The sequence below is a fragment of the Micromonospora sp. NPDC049240 genome (assembly GCF_040647835.1).
Lineage (GTDB): Bacteria > Actinomycetota > Actinomycetes > Mycobacteriales > Micromonosporaceae > Micromonospora.
Genome location: NZ_JBEZCX010000005.1, coordinates 310,109 through 327,915 on the forward strand (window position 1 = coordinate 310,109; position 17,807 = coordinate 327,915).

At 72.9% G+C, this 17,807-nt stretch carries 16 protein-coding genes; 6 read left to right on the forward strand and 10 right to left on the reverse strand.

All coding sequences use genetic code 11. The features are described 5' to 3' along the window. Nucleotides 1–2 precede the first annotated feature (2 nt). The 6 genes from AB0B02_RS10365 to AB0B02_RS10390 all read right to left on the reverse strand — a co-directional run bounded on the left by AB0B02_RS10365 (nt 3) and on the right by AB0B02_RS10390 (nt 8,281). A complete protein-coding gene (locus AB0B02_RS10365) occupies nt 3–992 on the reverse strand; it encodes an alpha-ketoacid dehydrogenase subunit beta (protein WP_281933672.1) in 990 nt (329 codons plus the stop codon). Continuing rightward, on the reverse strand, nt 992–2,170 hold the full coding sequence (gene pdhA, locus AB0B02_RS10370) for a pyruvate dehydrogenase (acetyl-transferring) E1 component subunit alpha (RefSeq protein ID WP_107158221.1): 1,179 nt from the start codon (nt 2,168–2,170) through the stop codon (nt 992–994). The genes AB0B02_RS10365 and pdhA overlap by 1 nt, the downstream gene beginning before the upstream one ends. Before the next feature lie 608 nt (nt 2,171–2,778). Further along, entirely contained in the window at nt 2,779–3,372 is a 594-nt protein-coding gene (locus AB0B02_RS10375) for a hypothetical protein (RefSeq protein ID WP_357298989.1), read from the reverse strand. A gap of 47 nt (nt 3,373–3,419) precedes the next feature. Continuing rightward, entirely contained in the window at nt 3,420–4,646 is a 1,227-nt protein-coding gene (locus tag AB0B02_RS10380) for a hypothetical protein (protein WP_281933667.1), read from the reverse strand. Between the two features lie 52 nt (nt 4,647–4,698). Continuing rightward, nucleotides 4,699–6,378 (reverse strand): GTPase, encoded by a 1,680-nt coding sequence (locus AB0B02_RS10385; protein WP_357298993.1) that lies wholly within the window; start codon nt 6,376–6,378, stop codon nt 4,699–4,701. Between the two features lie 55 nt (nt 6,379–6,433). Beyond that, a complete protein-coding gene (locus tag AB0B02_RS10390; protein ID WP_357298997.1) occupies nt 6,434–8,281 on the reverse strand; it encodes a GTPase domain-containing protein in 1,848 nt (615 codons plus the stop codon). Between the two features lie 212 nt (nt 8,282–8,493). Here AB0B02_RS10390 and dnaK point away from each other — a divergent pair, with 212 nt between their 5' ends. The 5 genes from dnaK (at nt 8,494) to AB0B02_RS10415 (ending at nt 13,367) form a co-directional block, all read left to right on the forward strand. After that, complete coding sequence (dnaK, locus tag AB0B02_RS10395) at nt 8,494–10,362, forward strand: molecular chaperone DnaK (RefSeq protein WP_107158225.1); 1,869 nt, start codon at nt 8,494–8,496, stop codon at nt 10,360–10,362. 48 nt (nt 10,363–10,410) lie between these two features. Then, complete coding sequence (gene grpE, locus AB0B02_RS10400) at nt 10,411–11,157, forward strand: nucleotide exchange factor GrpE (protein ID WP_281933660.1); 747 nt, start codon at nt 10,411–10,413, stop codon at nt 11,155–11,157. 79 nt (nt 11,158–11,236) lie between these two features. Further along, nucleotides 11,237–12,427 carry a molecular chaperone DnaJ gene (dnaJ, locus tag AB0B02_RS10405; protein WP_281933657.1) on the forward strand — a complete coding sequence of 397 codons (1,191 nt, stop codon included), beginning with the start codon at nt 11,237–11,239 and terminating at the stop codon, nt 12,425–12,427. Between the two features lie 24 nt (nt 12,428–12,451). After that, the gene (locus AB0B02_RS10410) at nt 12,452–12,892 is read left to right on the forward strand and encodes a helix-turn-helix transcriptional regulator (RefSeq protein ID WP_107158228.1); all 441 of its coding nucleotides are present in this window, start codon (nt 12,452–12,454) and stop codon (nt 12,890–12,892) included. A 268-nt stretch (nt 12,893–13,160) separates the two neighbouring features. Then, nucleotides 13,161–13,367, forward strand: a complete 207-nt coding sequence (locus tag AB0B02_RS10415) for a hypothetical protein (protein WP_281933655.1) — start codon at nt 13,161–13,163, stop codon at nt 13,365–13,367. Nucleotides 13,368–13,537: 170 nt separating this feature from the next. On the opposite strand, the gene AB0B02_RS10420 is transcribed toward AB0B02_RS10415, so the two are convergent. From AB0B02_RS10420 to AB0B02_RS10435, 4 genes are all read right to left on the reverse strand, one after another. Then, complete coding sequence (locus tag AB0B02_RS10420; RefSeq protein WP_107158229.1) at nt 13,538–13,966, reverse strand: hypothetical protein; 429 nt, start codon at nt 13,964–13,966, stop codon at nt 13,538–13,540. Nucleotides 13,967–14,137: 171 nt separating this feature from the next. Next, complete coding sequence (locus tag AB0B02_RS10425) at nt 14,138–15,346, reverse strand: cation:proton antiporter (RefSeq protein WP_281933652.1); 1,209 nt, start codon at nt 15,344–15,346, stop codon at nt 14,138–14,140. A gap of 5 nt (nt 15,347–15,351) precedes the next feature. Beyond that, nucleotides 15,352–15,852 carry a cation:proton antiporter regulatory subunit gene (locus AB0B02_RS10430; protein WP_107158231.1) on the reverse strand — a complete coding sequence of 167 codons (501 nt, stop codon included), beginning with the start codon at nt 15,850–15,852 and terminating at the stop codon, nt 15,352–15,354. An 89-nt stretch (nt 15,853–15,941) separates the two neighbouring features. Beyond that, nucleotides 15,942–17,078 carry an epoxide hydrolase gene (locus tag AB0B02_RS10435; RefSeq protein WP_281933648.1) on the reverse strand — a complete coding sequence of 379 codons (1,137 nt, stop codon included), beginning with the start codon at nt 17,076–17,078 and terminating at the stop codon, nt 15,942–15,944. An 82-nt stretch (nt 17,079–17,160) separates the two neighbouring features. Between AB0B02_RS10435 and AB0B02_RS10440 the strand changes: the two genes are divergently transcribed. Then, complete coding sequence (locus AB0B02_RS10440; RefSeq protein WP_281933647.1) at nt 17,161–17,805, forward strand: TetR/AcrR family transcriptional regulator; 645 nt, start codon at nt 17,161–17,163, stop codon at nt 17,803–17,805. Nucleotides 17,806–17,807: the final 2 nt, after the last annotated feature.

A 17,807-nucleotide genomic window follows, 5' to 3' on the forward strand; every position in this document is an offset into this window, starting at 1 on the left:
GCTCACCAGCCGAAGGTGCGGTCGACGGCGTCGAGCACCCGGTCGAGGTCCGGCAGGTACTCCTCCTCCACCCGGGCGGCCGGGTAGGGGACGTCGAAGCCGGTCACCCGCAGCACCGGGGACTCCAGGGAGTAGAAGCACTCCTCGGTGATCCGGGCCGCGACCTCCGACCCGAGGCCCAGGTTGCCCGGCGCCTCGTGCACGACCACGCAGCGGCCGGTGCGCTTCACCGACTCGTACGCGGCGGTCAGGTCCAGCGGCGAGAGCGTCCGCAGGTCGATGACCTCCAGCTCCCGGCCGTCCTCGGCGGCGGCGGTGGCCGCGTCCAGCGCGGTGCGCACCATCGGGCCGTACGCCAGCACGGTGGCGTCCGTGCCCGGCCGGGCGACCCGCGCGCTGTGCAGCGGGTACGCGTCGGTGAGCGGGGCGTCCAGGTCGACCGGACCCTTCTCCCAGTAGCGCCGCTTCGGCTCCAGGAACACGATCGGGTCGTCCGACGCGATTGCCTGCTGGATCATCACGTACGCGTCCTGCGGGTTCGCGCAGGTGACCACCTTGAGGCCGGCGGTGTGCGCGAAGTACGCCTCGGGCGACTCCGAGTGGTGCTCGACCGCGCCGATGCCGCCGCCGTAGGGGATCCGGATGACCATCGGGATCCGCACCTTGCCCTGCGAGCGGTAGTGCATCTTCGCCACCTGCGACACGATCTGGTCGTACGCGGGGTAGACGAAGCCGTCGAACTGGATCTCGCAGACCGGCCGGAAGCCGCGGATGGCCAGGCCGACCGCGGTGCCGATGATGCCGGACTCGGCCAGCGGGGTGTCGATCACCCGCTGGTCGCCGAAGTCCTTCTGGAGGCCGTCGGTGATCCGGAACACGCCGCCGAGCTTGCCGACGTCCTCGCCCATGATGACGACCTTCTGGTCGTTCTCCAGGGCCCGTCGCAGACCGGTGTTGAGTGCCTTGCCGAGCGTGAGCGTCTCCGTGGCCATCAGTGCGCGCTCCCCTCGAACGACTCCATGTACTGCGAGAACCGGGCCCGCTGCTCGTCCAGCTCCGGGGAGCCGTGCGGGTAGACGTGGTCGAACATGCTGACCGGCTGCGGGTCGGGCATGTTGAGCACCCGCTCCCGCAGGTGCACCGACTCGGTACGGGCCTGCTCGTCGATCTCGGTGAAGAACGACTCGTCGACGATCTGCTGCTTGAGCAGGAACGCCTTCATCCGGGCGATCGGGTCCTTGGCCTGCCAGGCCTCGACCTCGCTGGCGATCCGGTAACGCGTCGGGTCGTCCGAGGTGGTGTGCGCGCCCATCCGGTAGGTGTACGCCTCGATCAGGGACGGGCCCTGGCCGCTGCGCGCGGTGTCCAGCGCGTGCCGGGTCACCGCGTACGAGGCGAGCACGTCGTTGCCGTCCACCCGGACGCCGGGGAAGCCGAAACCGCCGGCCCGCCGGTACAGCGGGACGCGGGTCTGCCGCTCCAGCGGCTCGGAGATGGCGTACTGGTTGTTCTGGCAGAAGAAGACCAACGGCGCGTTGAACACGCTGGCCCAGACGAACGACTCGTTGACGTCGCCCTGGCTGGTGGCGCCGTCACCGAAGTAGGCGATCACCGCCTCGCCGTCCTCGCCGCCGGTCTTGCCGTCCATCGCGACGCCCATGGCGTACCCGGTCGCGTGCAGGGTCTGCGCCCCGATGACGATCGTGTACATGTTGAACTTGAACTCATTCGGGTCCCAGCCGCCCTGGTCGACGCCGCGGAACAGGCCGAGCGGCATGATCGGGTCGATGCCGCGGCAGTAGAGGACGCCGTGCTCCCGGTAGGTCGGGAACGCCATGTCCTGCGCGCGCAGCGCCCGGCCGGAGCCCACCTGCGCGGCCTCCTGGCCCAGCAGGCTCGCCCACAGGCCCAGCTCGCCCTGGCGTTGCAGGGCGGTCGCCTCGGCGTCGAGCTTGCGGACCAGCACGAGGTCGCGGTAGAGCCCGCGGTACTCCTCGTCGGTGAAGTCGACGCGGTACTCGGTCCCGTCCGGGCCGAGCGCGGTCTCGATCCGCTCGCCTTCCGGCGTGAGCAGCTGAACGAGTTCCGGTTCGCCGGTCGCGGCGGCGCGCCTGGTACGGGGTGCGGCCCGCTTGCTGCGGGTGGCGGCCCCGGGGTCGCCCTTTGCCATCGGTCTCTCCCTGTCTGTCTGCGCCGCCGGGGGTGACCCGAGCCGCGCACCTCGTGCGCCCGCCCGGCTGCTGCCGGGTCGGTCCCTGGCGACCGCGCCTAGCCCCGGTGAGGGTTGCCGCGCGGCGTGAGCCGGGGTCCGTCGGGGGACCCAGGCCCGGGAGCGCCGGCGCCGTTCCGCACCAGCCGCGGGGTGCGCGGAGGTAGCGGCTGCGTTGCCGTCGTGCCTGAATGATTGCAGAGGAGGTGAGCGGGCCCACAGTATGGCCTCCCCCGACGGTGAGCTTCCATCGGCTTCGCGACGGATGAGCGCTTTTGTCCTAACAGGTGACGGGCCCCGGCGGACAAAATGTGTGTCGACACGCGGTTGCGGCTGGTGAACTGACTGTCACTCGGTCAAGCTGGCGATGAGTGCTCACGCGGCTTTTGTCCGGATATTCGGGCGTGCTGTTCCGTTCCGTCGACGCGTACGAGGAGTGTGCCGGTGTCCGAACCAGAGGGTCCTCCCGGTGCCCCCTTCCTGGGCCGGCACCGGGCCCTGCCCGCCGCCCGCTACCGACCGGTGGTCGGCGCGCACCGCGCCCCCGGAGCCGGTGGCCCGAGCCGGGGCTACCTGCTGACCGTCGCGCTGCTCGCCGGTACCGCCTCGATGCCGATCCTGGCCGCGATCAGCACCGGCTCGGCGACCGTGGGGAACAGCGCCCTGCCCGACGCCGGCACGCCGTTCATCCCGACGCCCTCGGTCGGGCCGGTGGTCATCCCGCTGCCCCGGACCACCCCGGCCCCGGTGCTGACGGCGTCCACGCCCGCGGTCGACGCCGTCACCGCCACCGCGCCGCCGCGACCGGTGTTCCCGGCCGCCCCGATCCCGCCCGACAGGAGCGACCTCGGCTCCGGTCGGTCCCGGCCGGCCACCGCGCCGGTGGCCCCGCCCGAACCGCCCCGGTCCACACCGGTCCGGCCGCCGAGGCCGTCGCCGGTGCCCTCGCCCACGCCCACACCCTCGGCGTCCGACCCGGCGCAGGATCCGGTCCCGGTGCCCGAGCCCACCACCACCTCCTCCGCGCCCACCCCCGAGCCGACCGGCACCTCGTCCGGACCGACCGCCGAGCCGACGTCCGGGCCGACCTCGGAGCCGACGTCCGGGCCGACCGCCGAGCCGTCGTCGTCCGGGCCGACCTCGGCGCCGACCTCCGGGCCCACGACGGAGCCGAGCCAGGGGCCGTCGCCGAGTGGCGAGCCGGAACGGCTCAGGCGGGGTCGTCGGTGAGGCGGTGCCGGTTCGCCTCGATCCAGGCGTCCAGCGCCGCCGGGTCGTCCGGGTCCACCCCGTCCGCCATCAACTGCGCCACCGCCGCGGTGGCCGCGCTACGCCGCTCACCGGTGCTGTAGAGCCGGGCGAACTCGGGGACCATCTCGGTGATCGCCTCGTCCGTCCGGGCGGTCGCGGGGGGCGCCAGCCCACGCTGCCGGCCCGCGTACGCCGCCCAGGCCCGCAACACCCGGGGCAGCATCGCGGCGTCGTCCATGTCCAGCACGGCACGACGGTGCACCCAGTCGAGCAGGAACAGCTCGGCGACCATCGGGCTCCACCGCATCGGGTCGGCGTCCGGGAAGCTCGCCGCGTGATCCAGTAGCAGACCCAGGCAGAAGTGCAGCGAGGCCAGCTCGCCGTCGGCCACCTCGGGCAGGCCGAAACGGGCGGCCTCGGGCGAGTCGAGGAAGGCGCGTACCAGCCTGGTCCGCTCCTCGTCGGTGGCCGGCGGCACGACCGCCGGCCCGGTCGGCGGTCGCGGCCCGGGCAGGGCCGCCAGGCGGGCACCCACCAGGGCCCGGTCGGTGGCGAGCGAACCCTGGGCGGGCAACTCACCGAGGTCGTCGGTGACCGCCAGGTGGCGGCCCACCTCCGCGTGCATCCGCGCCGGGTCCTCGGCACGGAACCAGGTCAGCTCGTCCTCGGTGCAGATCTCCCGGGCCTGCTCGACGATCCGGGCCGCCGGACCGCCGACGAACACGTCCTTGGTGATGCCGATGTTGTGGTCGACGAGGGCCACCAGAGCGTGCTCCGGCCCGCCCTGCTCCTCGTCCTCGTAGGCGAACGTGGCCAGGTAGGAGGTCTGGTCGCCGTACACGTCGCCGTACGCCCAGGTGCCGGTGAGGCGCACCCGGCCGAGCTGGCCGGCCCACGCCGGGGCGTACGTGCCGGGCCGGACCCGGGCGGCGCCCTCGGCGTCCGGCACCAGGGCGGCGAAGACGGCGCGGATGGTGGTCGCGGCGGCGCTGCGCCGGCGTGACGTGGCGGCGAGGAAACCGGCCACGAACTCGTGGACGGCTCGCTGTCGGTCGTGCTCCGCGACGGCGTAGACGCTGCCCAGCAACGCGGCGCCGAGCATCTCCGCGTCCAGGGCGGAGTCGAGCCTCGTCACGTCGCGCGCGGCGTGCAGCACCGCGTCGTAGGGGGTCTGTGGCGTGGCCATGCATCGACCCTACGCCGCGCCGACGGCCGTCACACCGCTCCGCGCACCCGATTCAGCGCCGGCCGGCCTCGTGCAGCGCGTCCCGTGCCGCGCCGTAACGCGCCAGCAACGCCCAGACCGGATCCAGCACGTACTTCTCGCCGACGCTGCCGACCGAGGTGAGCAGGCGCTGCTCGGCCCGGTCGCGGGCCCGCCGGGCCGCCCACCCGACCACCGGCCGGGTGAGCGCCGCCACCAGCAGCCCGGCCAGCAGCCCGCCGAGCAGCAGCACGGTGGGCCAGGGCACCTCGCCGAGCTTCGGGTAGTCCAGCGGTGGCAGGCCGAGGAAGCGCAGCGCGTACCCCAGGACCAGCCAGACCAGGCCGCCCACCGCCGCGAGCGTGACCAGCCACTGGATCCCGCCGACCACCCGCCACCAGGCCGGCCGCCGGTCCATGCCGAGGTCGGTGGCGGCGACCGCGTGGTCGAGCGCGCCCGGCAGCTCGGCCAGCCGGGACCGGGCCGCCGCGGTCACCGCGGTCGGCCACGGCGCCGGCAGGTCGGCGCCGGACCGGTCGGCCACCGCCCGGATGGCCAGGTTCAGCGCCGAGCGCTGCGCGGCGGTCGGATCGGGTACGGAGGTGGCCGAGATCAGGCTCTCGGCCGGCGCGTCCGGGTCCCGCCCCGGCAGGTGCAACCGGCGCAGCGGATCCGGGCGCAGCTTCCGCCAGCTCCGCACCAGCGGCCAGCCGGTGCTGCTCACCGCCCGGTGCCGGTACGCGCCCTGGACCGCCTGCGCCACGGTCGGCACGCCGGCCGCCCCGGCCAGTGCCCGGGTGAGTTCCCGGGCCGAGGCGTCACCCGGCCGGGTGCGGGGCGGCTCCGGCCCGACCAACGGTTCGAGGTCGGTCACCACGGCGTCCACGTCGCCGGAGAGCCGGCGCAGCGCGGCCTGCCGCTCGGCGACCGTCTTCTCCAGCTCGGCCCGCAACCCGGCCAGCCCGGCCGGGTCCGTGGCCACGGTGGGCAGCAGCGGCACCCCGCCCAGCCCGTCGGCGTCGAGCAGCCGGCGCAGGTCGTCGAGGACGGTGGGCAGCTCGGTCGGGTGCAACCGGTCGGCCTGGTTGAGCACCACCACGGTCACGTCCTTGTGCCGGTGGAACTCGCGCAGGTAGCCGGTGTGGATCACGCGGTCGGCGTACTTCTGCGGGTCGACCACCCAGACCACCAGGTCGACCAGGCCGAGCAGCCGGTCGACCTCCAGCCGGTGGTGGTGCTGCACCGAGTCGAAGTCGGGCAGGTCCAGCAGGACCAGACCGTGCAGGTTGGACTCGTCGTCGCCGTCCAGCGGGCTCTCCCGGACGAACCGGTGCCGGGGCAGCACCCCGACCCAGTCGAGCAGGCGTACCGCGCCGTCGAGCGGGCCCCACACGCAGGCGTGGGCCACGCCGGTGGTCGGCCGGCGCACGCCGACCGGGGAGAGGTCCATCCGGGCCAGCGCGTTGAACAGGCTCGACTTTCCGCTGCCGGTGGCGCCGGCGAGCGCGACCACGGTGTGCCGGCCGGAGAGGGCGAGCCGGTCGCCGGCCCGCTCGACCACGGTGTGCGCGGCCACCAGTTGGGCGTCCGGCACCTGGCCGTCCACCGCGCCGAGGAACCGCTGGACCGCCTGGAGGCGCGCGATCAGGACGTCCGGGTCGATCCGTTGGTCGCTTCGGAACGCCTCGCGCATCCGTCCCACGAGGTTCGTCATGATGCCGTCCTTGTTCGCGCCTGCGGGGCTCGCAGGCCCGGCTCGCTCCTCGCGCTCACGGGTGGTGGCGTCCGTCCTGGTCGGTGTGGGTGGGCGACGGGGCGCCGTCGGCGGTGGTGAGGCCGCTGCGGTGCCGGGCCCGCTCGACCGTCACCGCCGCCTGGCGCAACGCCTCACCGGCGTCGGTGGCCGGGCGGGCGGCCTCGGTGCGGGCCAGGAAGCGGGCGGCCTCCTCGGTGAGCAGCGCGCCGACCCGGTCGAGCAGGTCCACCCGCGCCTTGCGGGACAGGTTACGCACCGCCTGGTCGCCGAAGATGGCCTGGAGCACGGTCTGCCCGGCGACCGCGGTGCCGGTGCCGGCGGCGACCTCCAGGCCGGTCGGGATGAACGCGGTGGAGGCGAAGACGCCGATCATGACGGCCAGGCCGGTGGCGTTGACCGCGTACGCCGCCGTGCGGGCCACGAACCGCCGGTCGCCGCCCTCGACGCGGACCAGTTCCAGCACCGCGCGCTGCCAGTCGCGGACCAGTTGCTCGCCGCGTGCCGGCAGGTCGGCCGACGCGTACGCCAGCTCCGGTTCGAGCAGCGCCGCGCCGGCCGGGTGCGCCTTCCAACCGGTGTACGCGTTCTCGGCCGCCTCGGCGGCCACCCCGCGCAGCAGCGTGACCAGTTGGGACTCGATCGCGGTCCGCAGCTCCGCCGCCGGGGCGGGCCGACCGGTGACCGCCGCGACCATCCGGTCCCGCAGCCGGCCGATCCGCGCCTCCAGGCTGCGGAAGAACTCGCCGGTGCCGACGAACTCCTGCCAGCGGGCCAGCACCTCGCCCCGGAGCAGCCGGCCGTCCCGGAGACCCTGGTCGACGGTGCGCTCGGCGCCCCGGTAGGCGGCCCGGACCCGTTCGTCGAGCGCCTCGGCGGCGGTCACCTGCTCGTCGGCGGCGTCGGCCAACCCCTCGACCACCGGATGCAGGGCGGCCAGCGCGCCGTCGAGCGTCTGCCGGACCACCGCCGAGCGGGCCTCCGCGTCGCCGGCGAGCCGGGCGAACCAGCCGCTCAGTGGCGCGGTCATCCGGTCCGGCAGCAGGCCCTGCCCGTCCACCCAGGTCTCCGGCAGCACGAACAACGGCGCGGCGCCCAGATCCTGCGAGGCGAGCATCTGGGACAGGTGGGCGGCGATCTCGTCGGCGGCCTCGGGCGGGACCCGGTCGAGCACCATGGCGACGGCGGTGCCCCGGGCCCGGGCGCTGCGCAGCAGCTCCCAGGGCACGGCGTCGGCGTAGCGCGCGGCGGTGGTGACGAACAACCACAGGTCGGCGGCGGCGAGCAGTTGCCCGGCGAGCGCCCGGTTGGCGTCCACCACCGAGTCGATGTCGGGGGCGTCGAGGAAGGCCAGCCCGGCCGGCAGCGCCGGGGCGGTGACCAGTTGGAGGGTGCCCGGGTGCTCGCTCGGCTCGGTGGTGCGGGTCAGGCCGGGCAGCAGCTCGCCCTGGCGGAACCAGGCGGCGTCGGCCGGATTGCAGACCAGCACCGGGGAACGGGTGGTGGGCCGGAGCACCCCGGCCGCGCTGACCCGTGCCTGGACCAGGCTGTTGACGAGCGTCGACTTGCCGGCGCCGGTCGAGCCGCCGACCACCACGAGCAGCGGGGCGTCGAGTCGGGCCAACCTCGGCAGCAGGTAGTCGTCGAGCTGGTCGGTGAGGCTCCGGGCGGCGTGCCGGGCCGGCTCGGCCGAGGGCAGGGCGAGCGGGAAGCGAGCCGCGTCGATCGCGGCCCGCAGCTCGGTGAGCGCGGCGGACAGGCCCGCCGTGGCTTCGGCGGGCTGGTCGTCCCCGGTGGGGGCTCCGGTGCGGGCTGCGACGGCGGGCGCGCCGGCACGGGTGGCGGAATCGCCATGCGTCGTCACCGCTAAAGCGTGCCCGACCGACGCAAGGTAAGACAACCGGACGGTAATAACGGTCAGGTTGCGTCGAGTCGACTCAACCTCGACTTGCGGTTTGCCGATCGCGTGGCACTATTGAGTCAAGTTCACTCAACTTGTGGCGCGGCTGCCTTCCGGGCGACCCCGCCGGGCAGGCCAACCGACCTGCTCACCCGTTATGAAGCGAGGAAGCGAACATGGCACGTGCGGTCGGCATCGACCTCGGCACGACGAACTCCTGCGTCAGCGTTCTCGAGGGCGGTGAGCCCACCGTCATCGCCAACGCTGAGGGCTCGCGTACGACTCCCTCGATCGTCGCGTTCGCCCGCAACGGCGAGGTGCTCGTCGGTGAGGTCGCCAAGCGCCAGGCGGTGACCAACCCCGACCGGACCATCCGCTCGGTCAAGCGGGAGATCGGCACCAACTGGACCGTCGACATCGACGGCAAGAAGTACACCCCGCAGGAGATCTCCGCGCGGACGCTGATGAAGCTCAAGCGGGACGCCGAGGCGTACCTGGGCGAGCAGATCGCCGACGCGGTGATCACCGTCCCGGCCTACTTCAACGACGGGCAGCGCCAGGCCACCAAGGAGGCCGGTGAGATCGCCGGCTTCAACGTGCTGCGGATCGTGAACGAGCCGACCGCGGCCGCCCTGGCGTACGGCCTGGACAAGGGCTCCAAGGAGCAGACCGTCCTGGTCTTCGACCTCGGTGGCGGCACGTTCGACGTGTCCCTGCTGGAGCTGGCCGAGGGCGTCGTCGAGGTGAAGTCGACGAGCGGTGACAACCAGCTCGGCGGCGACGACTGGGACCAGCGGATCATCGACCACCTGGTGAAGACGTTCCGCGGCGAGCACGGCATCGACCTCTCGCAGGACAAGATGGCCATGCAGCGGCTCAAGGAGGCGGCCGAGAAGGCCAAGATCGAGCTGTCCGCGGCCACCACCAGCAACATCAACCTGCCGTACATCACCGCCGGCTCGGCCGGCCCGCTGCACCTCGACGTGACGCTGAGCCGCGCCGAGTTCCAGCGCATGACGCAGGACCTGCTGGACCGCTGCAAGGGCCCGTTCGAGCAGGCCGTCAAGGACGCCGGGATCAAGGTCTCCGACGTCGACCACGTCATCCTGGTCGGCGGCTCGACCCGGATGCCGGCCGTCACCGACCTGGTCAAGCAGCTCACCGGCCGCGACCCGAACAAGGGCGTCAACCCGGACGAGGTCGTCGCCGTCGGCGCCGCGCTCCAGGCCGGCGTGCTCAAGGGCGAGGTCAAGGACGTCCTGCTGCTCGACGTGACGCCGCTGAGCCTCGGCATCGAGACCAAGGGCGGCATCTTCACCAAGCTCATCGAGCGCAACACCACCATCCCGACCAAGCGCTCCGAGGTCTTCACCACGGCCGACGACAACCAGCCGTCGGTGCTGATCCAGGTGTTCCAGGGCGAGCGGGAGATCGCGGCCTACAACAAGAAGCTCGGCACGTTCGAGCTGACCGGCCTCCCGCCGGCGCCGCGCGGCGTGCCGCAGATCGAGGTCACGTTCGACATCGACGCCAACGGCATCGTCAACGTGCACGCCAAGGACCTGGGCACCGGCAAGGAACAGAAGATGACGATCACCGGCGGCTCCTCGCTGCCGAAGGACGACATCGAGCGCATGCGCCGGGACGCCGAGGAGCACGCGGACGAGGACAAGCGCCGCCGCGAGGAGGCGGAGACCCGCAACGTCGCCGAGGCGCTCCAGTGGCAGACCGAGAAGTTCCTCGCCGAGAGCGGCGACAAGCTGCCGGCCGAGAACCGGGACCAGCTCAACGAGGCGCTCGGCGAGCTGCGCAGCGCCCTCGGCGGGCAGGACATCGAGAAGATCAAGGCCGCGCACGAGAAGCTGGCCCAGGTCTCCCAGCAGGCCGGCTCGCTGCTCTACGCGCAGCAGCAGGAGGGTGAGCCGGGCGCTCCCGGTGCGGGTGCGGCCGGGCCGGGTGCCGGCGCGGGTGCGACCGGCGGTCCGCAGGCCGGCGGCGCCGACGACGTGGTCGACGCGGAGATCGTGGACGAGGACAAGAAGTGACAGTCGGTCCCCGGCACGATCCGCACCGCAGAGGGATGAGGTGACCGCATGACGGACACGCCACGAGCGGCCGACCCGGGTTCCACCGGGTCGGCGCCGGGTGGCTCCGCGGGCGCCGGCAAGGACGCCGGCGACGAGCCGCGGGTCGTCATCCGCGACAAGCGCAAGCTCGGCAAGGTGACCGAGGAGCCGGCGAACGACCCGTCCGCCGCCGACGCCGCCGCCGACGCGCCCGCCGAAGGGCTGGTCGAGGAGGCCGAGGTCGTGGTCGACGAGATCGGCGGCGACGCCGACGTCGCCGGGCCCCCCGTGGTCGACGCGCCGGCCGAGCCGAGCGACGAGACCGGCAAGGCGCCGCTCGGCGCCGAGCTGGAGTCGCTCCGCTCCGACCTGGAGGAGCGCACCCGCGACCTCCAGCGGGTGTCGGCGGAGTACGCCAACTACCGCAAGCGGGTCGACCGCGACCGCAACCTGGTCCAGGAGCAGGCGACCGGCGGGGTGCTCACCGCGCTCCTGCCGATCCTCGACGACCTGGACCGGGCCCGCGAGCACGGCGACCTGGTGGGTCCGTTCGGCAGTGTGGCCGACCAGCTCACCGCCGCGCTGGGCAAGTTCGGCCTGACCGCGTTCGGTGAGCAGGGCGACCCGTTCGACCCGACCCGGCACGAGGCGGTGGCGCACCAGACCTCCGCCGACGTGACGGAGCCGACCTGCGTGCAGGTCATGCGCCGGGGCTACCAACTCGGCGAGCGCCTGCTGCGGCCGGCCCTGGTCGCGGTCGCGGACCCGGAGTAGTGCCGACCCGTGACGTCCCGCCCGCCCGCACCGGGCGGGCGGGACGACCGGGATTCGACCCGTGGAAGGGGGTGGACCGGTGAGTTCCAAGGACTGGATCGAGAAGGACTACTACGCCGCGTTGGGCGTGGACAAGTCCGCCTCCTCGGACGAGATCAAGAAGTCGTACCGGAAGCTGGCCCGGGAGTCGCATCCGGACCACAACCCCGGTGATGCCGGGGCCGAGGAGCGGTTCAAGACCGTCTCCGAGGCGTACGCGGTGCTCGGCGACGAGAAGAAGCGTCGCGAGTACGACGAGATGCGGTCGCTCTTCGGCTCGGGCGCGTTCCGGCGCGGCGCCCGCGGCGCGGGCCAGTCCGGGGGCGCGCCGTTCGACGTCTCCGACCTGTTCGGCGGCGGCGGTGCCGGCGGTGGTGGCGACGCCCGGTTCGGTGGCGGCGGCTTCACCGACCTGTTCAGCACGATCTTCTCCGGTGGCGGCGCCGGCGGCGGGGCACGCCCGCGCGGTCCGGCCCGGGGCCGGGACGTCGAGGCCGAGGTGGCGCTGGACTTCTCCGACGCGGTCCGCGGCGTCACGCTGCCGCTGACGCTGCGCGCACCAGGGGTCTGCGACACCTGCCACGGCAACGGCGCGAAGCCGGGCACCACGCCGCTGGCCTGCCCGGTCTGCCACGGCGCCGGCGTGACCACCCGCAACCAGGGGTCGTTCAGCTTCTCCGAGCCGTGCCGCAACTGCCAGGGTGTCGGCACGATCGTCGAGGAGAAGTGCCCGGAGTGCCACGGCAGCGGCGGGGTCACCAAGACCCGCACGCTGACCGTGCGTTTCCCGGCCGGGGTGGCCGACGGCCAGCGGATCCGACTGGCCGGTCGCGGCGAACCCGGCGACCGGGGCGGCCCGGCGGGCGATCTGTTCGTGCACGTGAAGGTGCGCCCGGACGAGCTGTTCGGACGCACCGGGGACGATCTGACCCTGAACGTCCCGATCACGTACGCCGAGGCGGTGCTCGGCACCGACCTGCGGGTGCCGACCCTGGACGGCACGGTGACGTTGCGGGTGCCACCGGGTACCCCCGCCGGGCGGGTGCTGCGGGCCCGGGGCAAGGGCGTCGTACGCAACGACGGGCGCGCCGGTGACCTGCTGGTCACGCTCGACGTGGTGGTCCCGGCGAAGGTGTCGGACGAGGCGCGGGCGGCGCTGGAGACCTTCGCGGCACAGACTCCGCCCGCCGCGCGGGAACATCTCGACGCGCGGGTACGTCGATTCGGTTGACGGCGGCAGCGGAGGTGAACGGGCATGTCGGAGGAGTACGTCGGCTCGGGTGACCCGGCCTACGAAGCCAAGATTCTGATGATCTCGGTGGCGGCGCGGATGGCGGGCATGCACCCCCAGACGCTGCGCCAGTACGACCGGCTGGGACTGGTGCAGCCCGGTCGGGCGGCCGGCGGCGGTCGCCGGTACAGCGTCCGGGACGTGGTGCTGCTCCGCGAGGTGCAGCGGCTCAGCCAGGACGACGGGATCAACCTGGCCGGGGTCAAGCGGATCATCGGGCTGGAGCGGCTGCTGGAGGAGGCGCAGCAGCGGGTGGCCCGGCTGGAGGCGGAGCTGGACGCCGCGTACCGGCGGATCGCCGAGCTGGAGTCGCTGGGTGGCTTCCCCCGCGGCGACCTGGTGCCCACTAACCGCACCTCCACCGCGCTCGTGGTCTGGCGTCCCCGCCGTACCCCCGATCGCTGACACCTGCTGCTCGCGCTCGTCCGAGGGCCGGCACGTCCCCGCTGTTCCCGGGGCCGTTGCCGGCCTTCCGTCGTCGCTCCCGTTGCCCCCATGGCTGCAGAGCAAGTGGGTGGAACGCCATGGGTGTCCCCGGCCGCGGAGGGATCCATGGCGTTCCACCGGTGCCGGCCGGAGGTTGCGGAAGTGGGAGTGCGGCGGAGTGGATTCCACTAGGCTTCCGATCAGGGATGAAAGCCCCGAAACGGAATCCGGGCTGGCGGGGGGAGCCATGGCGGAACCGGCGAAGAAAGTGGCGGAACGCGCGGAGGAACGCCTCGAGAAGGTGGCCGAGAACGTCAAGGAGCGGTTCGACCGGGTCACCGAGGGCCGCTTCAGCGACAAGGTCAAGGAAGGGCGCTTCGCCGACCAGACCGACCACGGTGTGGACCGCGCCAGGGACGACGAGCGGCGCAGGAAGCAGGGCGGATCGACCTGACGGTCCACCGACGTGCGGGCCGGGACCCACGGGGGGTCCCGGCCCGTTCGCCCGCCGCCCGCCACCCGCCGCCCGCCACCCGCCGCCCGCGCCGATCTTGGAGTTATGGCACCTCGCAAAAGGCGCACACACCGCAAACCTTGGCGCCACAACTCCAAGATCGGCGGGGGTCAGAGGCGGCGGTTCTCGCGCACCAGGCCGCCCTCGCACCAGTCGCGGTAGACGAAGAGATCCGGGCGGGCGAGCAGCACCCGGCTGTTGTGCGCCCAGTTGCGCATCAGGTCGTCGCCGGTCCGTTCGGCCTGTTCGACCAGCTTGCGGAAGCGGCGTTTCGGGTGCGCGCGGAAGTTCGTCCGGATGCCGTCGGCGGCGTAGATGTAGAGGCAGTGCAGCGCGAACCGGCGGGCCGGGCAGGACCGGTCCATGGCCAGGTCGAACAGCGTCTGCACCAGGTGGTCACCGGCGACCAGCAGGTCCCAGTCCGGTGGCATGGAGGCCAGCGGCACCGAGTCCGGTTGGTACGCCCAAGCCCGCAGCTCGGCGGGCGACGGGTCGACCGGGTTGGCGAAGCCGTGGAACGTCTCTTCCCGCACGTTCACCGGCCGACCTTCCGCTGACGCTGACGGGGGCTCCGGCCACCCGCGGACCCAGACTGCTGGGGCGACACGTTAACGCGCTTCGGTGGAGCAGTGGTAGACCTTCCCAGAATCAATTTGACAACCGTTGGCCGGGCCGGACCGGCTGAGCAGCCGATCAGGCCCGGCCACGGGTCAGTCGCCCACCGGCACCGTGACCGGTCGGGTGGCGGCGGCGCGTCGGCGCAGCCACTGCTTGAACCAGGTGGTGTCCGGCAGTCGGGCGAGCAGCGGGCCGGTCACCACCGTGATCAGCACGTACGCGGTGGCGAGCGCGGCCAGCTTCGGCTCCACCGGGTAGACGGCCGACACGGCCAGCCCGGCGATGACGATGGAGAACTCACCGCGCGGGGTGAGCGCCAGGCCGGCCCGCCAGCGTCCGGGCTCGGCGATCCCGGCCCGACGGGCGGCCAGGTAGCCGGTGGCCACCTTCGTCGCCATGGTCACCACGGCCAGCAGCAGCGCGGGCAGCAGCACCGGCGGCATGTCCAGCGGGTTGGTGACCAGCCCGAAGAACACGAAGAAGACCGCGGCGAAGAGGTCCCGCAGCGGCGACAGAAGTTCCGTGGCGTGGTGCGCGACCGGCCCGGACAGCGCGATGCCGACCAGGAACGCGCCGACCGCGGCGGAGACCTGGAGCTTGGCCGCGATACCGGCGACCAGCAGGGTCAGGCCGAGCACGCCGAGCAGCAGCGCCTCCGGATCCTTGGCGGAGAGCGCGGTGGAGATCAGGTGCCCGTACCGGATCGCCACGGCCAGCACGACGACCACGGTGAACACCGCGATGGCGAGCGCGATGCCGCCCTTCATCAGGCCGACCCCGGCGAGCAGCGCGGTGACCAGCGGCAGGTAGAGCGCCATCGCCAGGTCCTCGATCACCAGGACGGAGAGGATCACCGGGGTCTCCCGGTTACCGACCCGGCCCAGGTCGCCGAGCACCTTGGCGATCACACCCGAGGACGACACCCAGGTGACGCCGGCGAGCACCACGGCGGCGACCCAGCCCCAGCCGAGCAGCAGCGCGAACGCGAAGCCGGGCAGCGCGTTGAACACCGCGTCGATGAGCCCGGCGGGCGCGGCAGAGCGGAGGTTGCCGACCAGTTCGTTCGCGCTGTACTCCAGCCCGAGCATGACCAGCAGCAGGATCACGCCGATCTCCGCGCCGACGGCGAAGAACTCCTCGCTGGCGTTGAGCGGCAGCAGGCCGCCATGCCCGAAGGCGAGGCCGGCGAGCAGGTAGAGCGGGATGGGCGAGACGCCGACGCGACGGCTGAGCCGGCCGAGCAGGCCGAGCAGGAGCAGCAGCGCGCCGACCTCGACGAGCAGGATTTGGGTTTCGTGCATACGCGTCAGCCGTCCGGGTCGGTCTCGGCGAGGATGGAGGTGACGCCGTCGAGCCCCTGTCGGGTGCCGACCACGACGACCACGTCGCCGGATTCGAACCGGAAGGTGGGGTCGGGCGAGACGTTCACCTCGCCCTGGCGCAGCACGGCCACGATGGACGCGCTGGTCCGGGTGCGGGCCTTCGTGTCGCCGAGCCGCCGACCGACGTACTTCGAGCCGGCCGGGATCACGATCTGCTCGGTCAGCAGCCCGGCGGCCTGCTCGCGCAGCCCGGAGAGCTGACCCAGCATCAGCGACGCGCCGAGGATGTCGGCCAGCGCCTCCGCCTCGTCGTCGGTCAGCGGTATGTCGTGCTGACAGGAGTCGGGATCGTCCGGGTCGTAGAGGACCAGGTCGCGGCGGCCATTGCGATGGGAGACCACGCCGAGCCGGCGGCCGGATTCCGTCATCAGGTCATGACGTACGCCGATTCCCGGTAAGGCGGTCTGTTCGACACGTACTCGCACGCCGGTGAGGCTACCTCTGCCGGGCACATGCTGCCCCCTGCGGAGACCTGGTGATGGGCGATCAGCTCGCACCCGAGCCTCGGGCCCGCTCAGCGGAGCCCGGCGAAGAACTGCCGGATGTCACCGACCAGCACGTCGGTCGCCTCGTGTGCGGCGTAGTGTCCGCCGACGCTCCCGCGCTGCTCGGGCCCCGCCTCGAAGGCGTGCCAGCGGACGATGTTGGCGTGGTCCCGGTCGGCGAACCGGCGGATCGACTGGAAGTCGCCCGGAAACATCGCCAGCGCGGTCGGCGTCGTGGTCGGCCCGGTCGGCTGCTCGGTGGCGTGCGCGTCCTCCCAGTAGAACCGCATCGCCGAGCCGACGGTGCCGGTGAGCCAGTAGATCGCGACGTTGGCCAGGACGAAGTCCGGGTCAAGGCTCTCGTCGAGGAGTTGCCCATTCCAGGCGAGCAGGCCGACCGGCGAGTCGGCCAGCGCGAACGCGAGCGTCTGCGGCTGTTGGCTCTGCACCTGGTTGAAGGAGAACTTGTTCTCGTAGAACCACTGGAGGTGCTGCAACGCGGCCTGGTCGGCCTCGGTCAGCCCGTCGAACTCGGCGGGGTCGCCGGACGGGAACGAGAAAAGCTGGGTGACGTGCACGCCGAGCACGTGGTCCGGGTCGAGGCGGCCCAGTTCGGGCGAGACCATCGAGCCGGCGTCGTTGCCGACCGCGCCGTACCGGTGGTGGCCGAGGCGGGCCATCAGCTCGGCCCAGGCCCGGGCGGTGCGGAAACGGTTCCAGCCGGCACTGCGGGTCGGGCCGGAGAAGCCGAATCCCGGCAAGGACGGAATCACCAGGTGGAACGCGGGCGCGGCCGGATCGGTCGGCTCGGTGAGCGGGCCGATCACGTCCAGGTATTCGATCACGGAGCCGGGCCACCCGTGGGTGAGCACCAGCGGGGTGGCGTCCGGCCGGGACGACCGCACGTACAGGAAGTGGATCTCCTCTCCCTCGATCTCGGTGACGAACTGCGGGTGGGCGTTGAGCCGGGCCTCGACCGCGCGCCAGTCGAACTTCTCCAGCCAGTACGTCGCCAACGCCCGCACCCGCTCGGTCGGCATGCCGTAGGCGGCGCCCACGCCCGGCAGCTCACCCGGCCAGATGGTCCGGCGCAGGCGGTCGGCGAGGTCGTCGAGGGCGTACTGCGGGATCTCGACGCGGAACGGGCGGAGAGTGGCGTCCGACATGACTGCTCCTTCAGAACGGAATGTTTCGTTCCGTTTCACAGTAACAGAGCGGAACGATCCGTTCCACTGTTATCCTCGACCCATGCCCAACCCGATCGACAGCCCGCCGCTGGCCGGCCGGCGCGCGCAGGCGGCGCGCAACGACGAGACGATCCTGGCTGCCGCACGCGCGGTCTTCCTGGACGATCCGAAGGCCCCCATCGCCGCCGTCGCCGAGCGGGCCGGCGTCGGCATCAGTGCCCTCTACCGGCGGTACGCCGGCAAGGAGGACCTGCTGCGCAAGCTCTGCCACGACGGGCTGCGCCGGTTCGTCGCGGCGGCTGAGGAGGCCGCTGCCGATCCGGACGACTGGGCCGCGCTCGCCGGCTTCCTGGAGCGTGTGGTCGACGCCGACGTGCACTCCCTCACCGTGCACCTGGCCGGCACCTTCACCCCGACGGAGGAGATGGGTCACGCCGCGGTGCGGGCGAACGAGCTGGTCGACGCGCTGGTCGGGCGGGCGCGCGACGCCGGGCGGCTCCGGCCGGACGTGGTGACGCAGGACGTCGGGCTGCTGCTGGAGGGGTGCGCGGCGATTCGCGTACCCGATCCGGACCGGACCCGGCAGTTGCGCCGTCGCCACCTCGCGGTTCTGCTGGCCGGCCTGACCGCTGAGGGGCCGACGTTGCCCGGGCCGCCGCCGGCCGCCGGTGAACTCGACTGGCGGTGGCGGTCGACCGGGAAGTGACC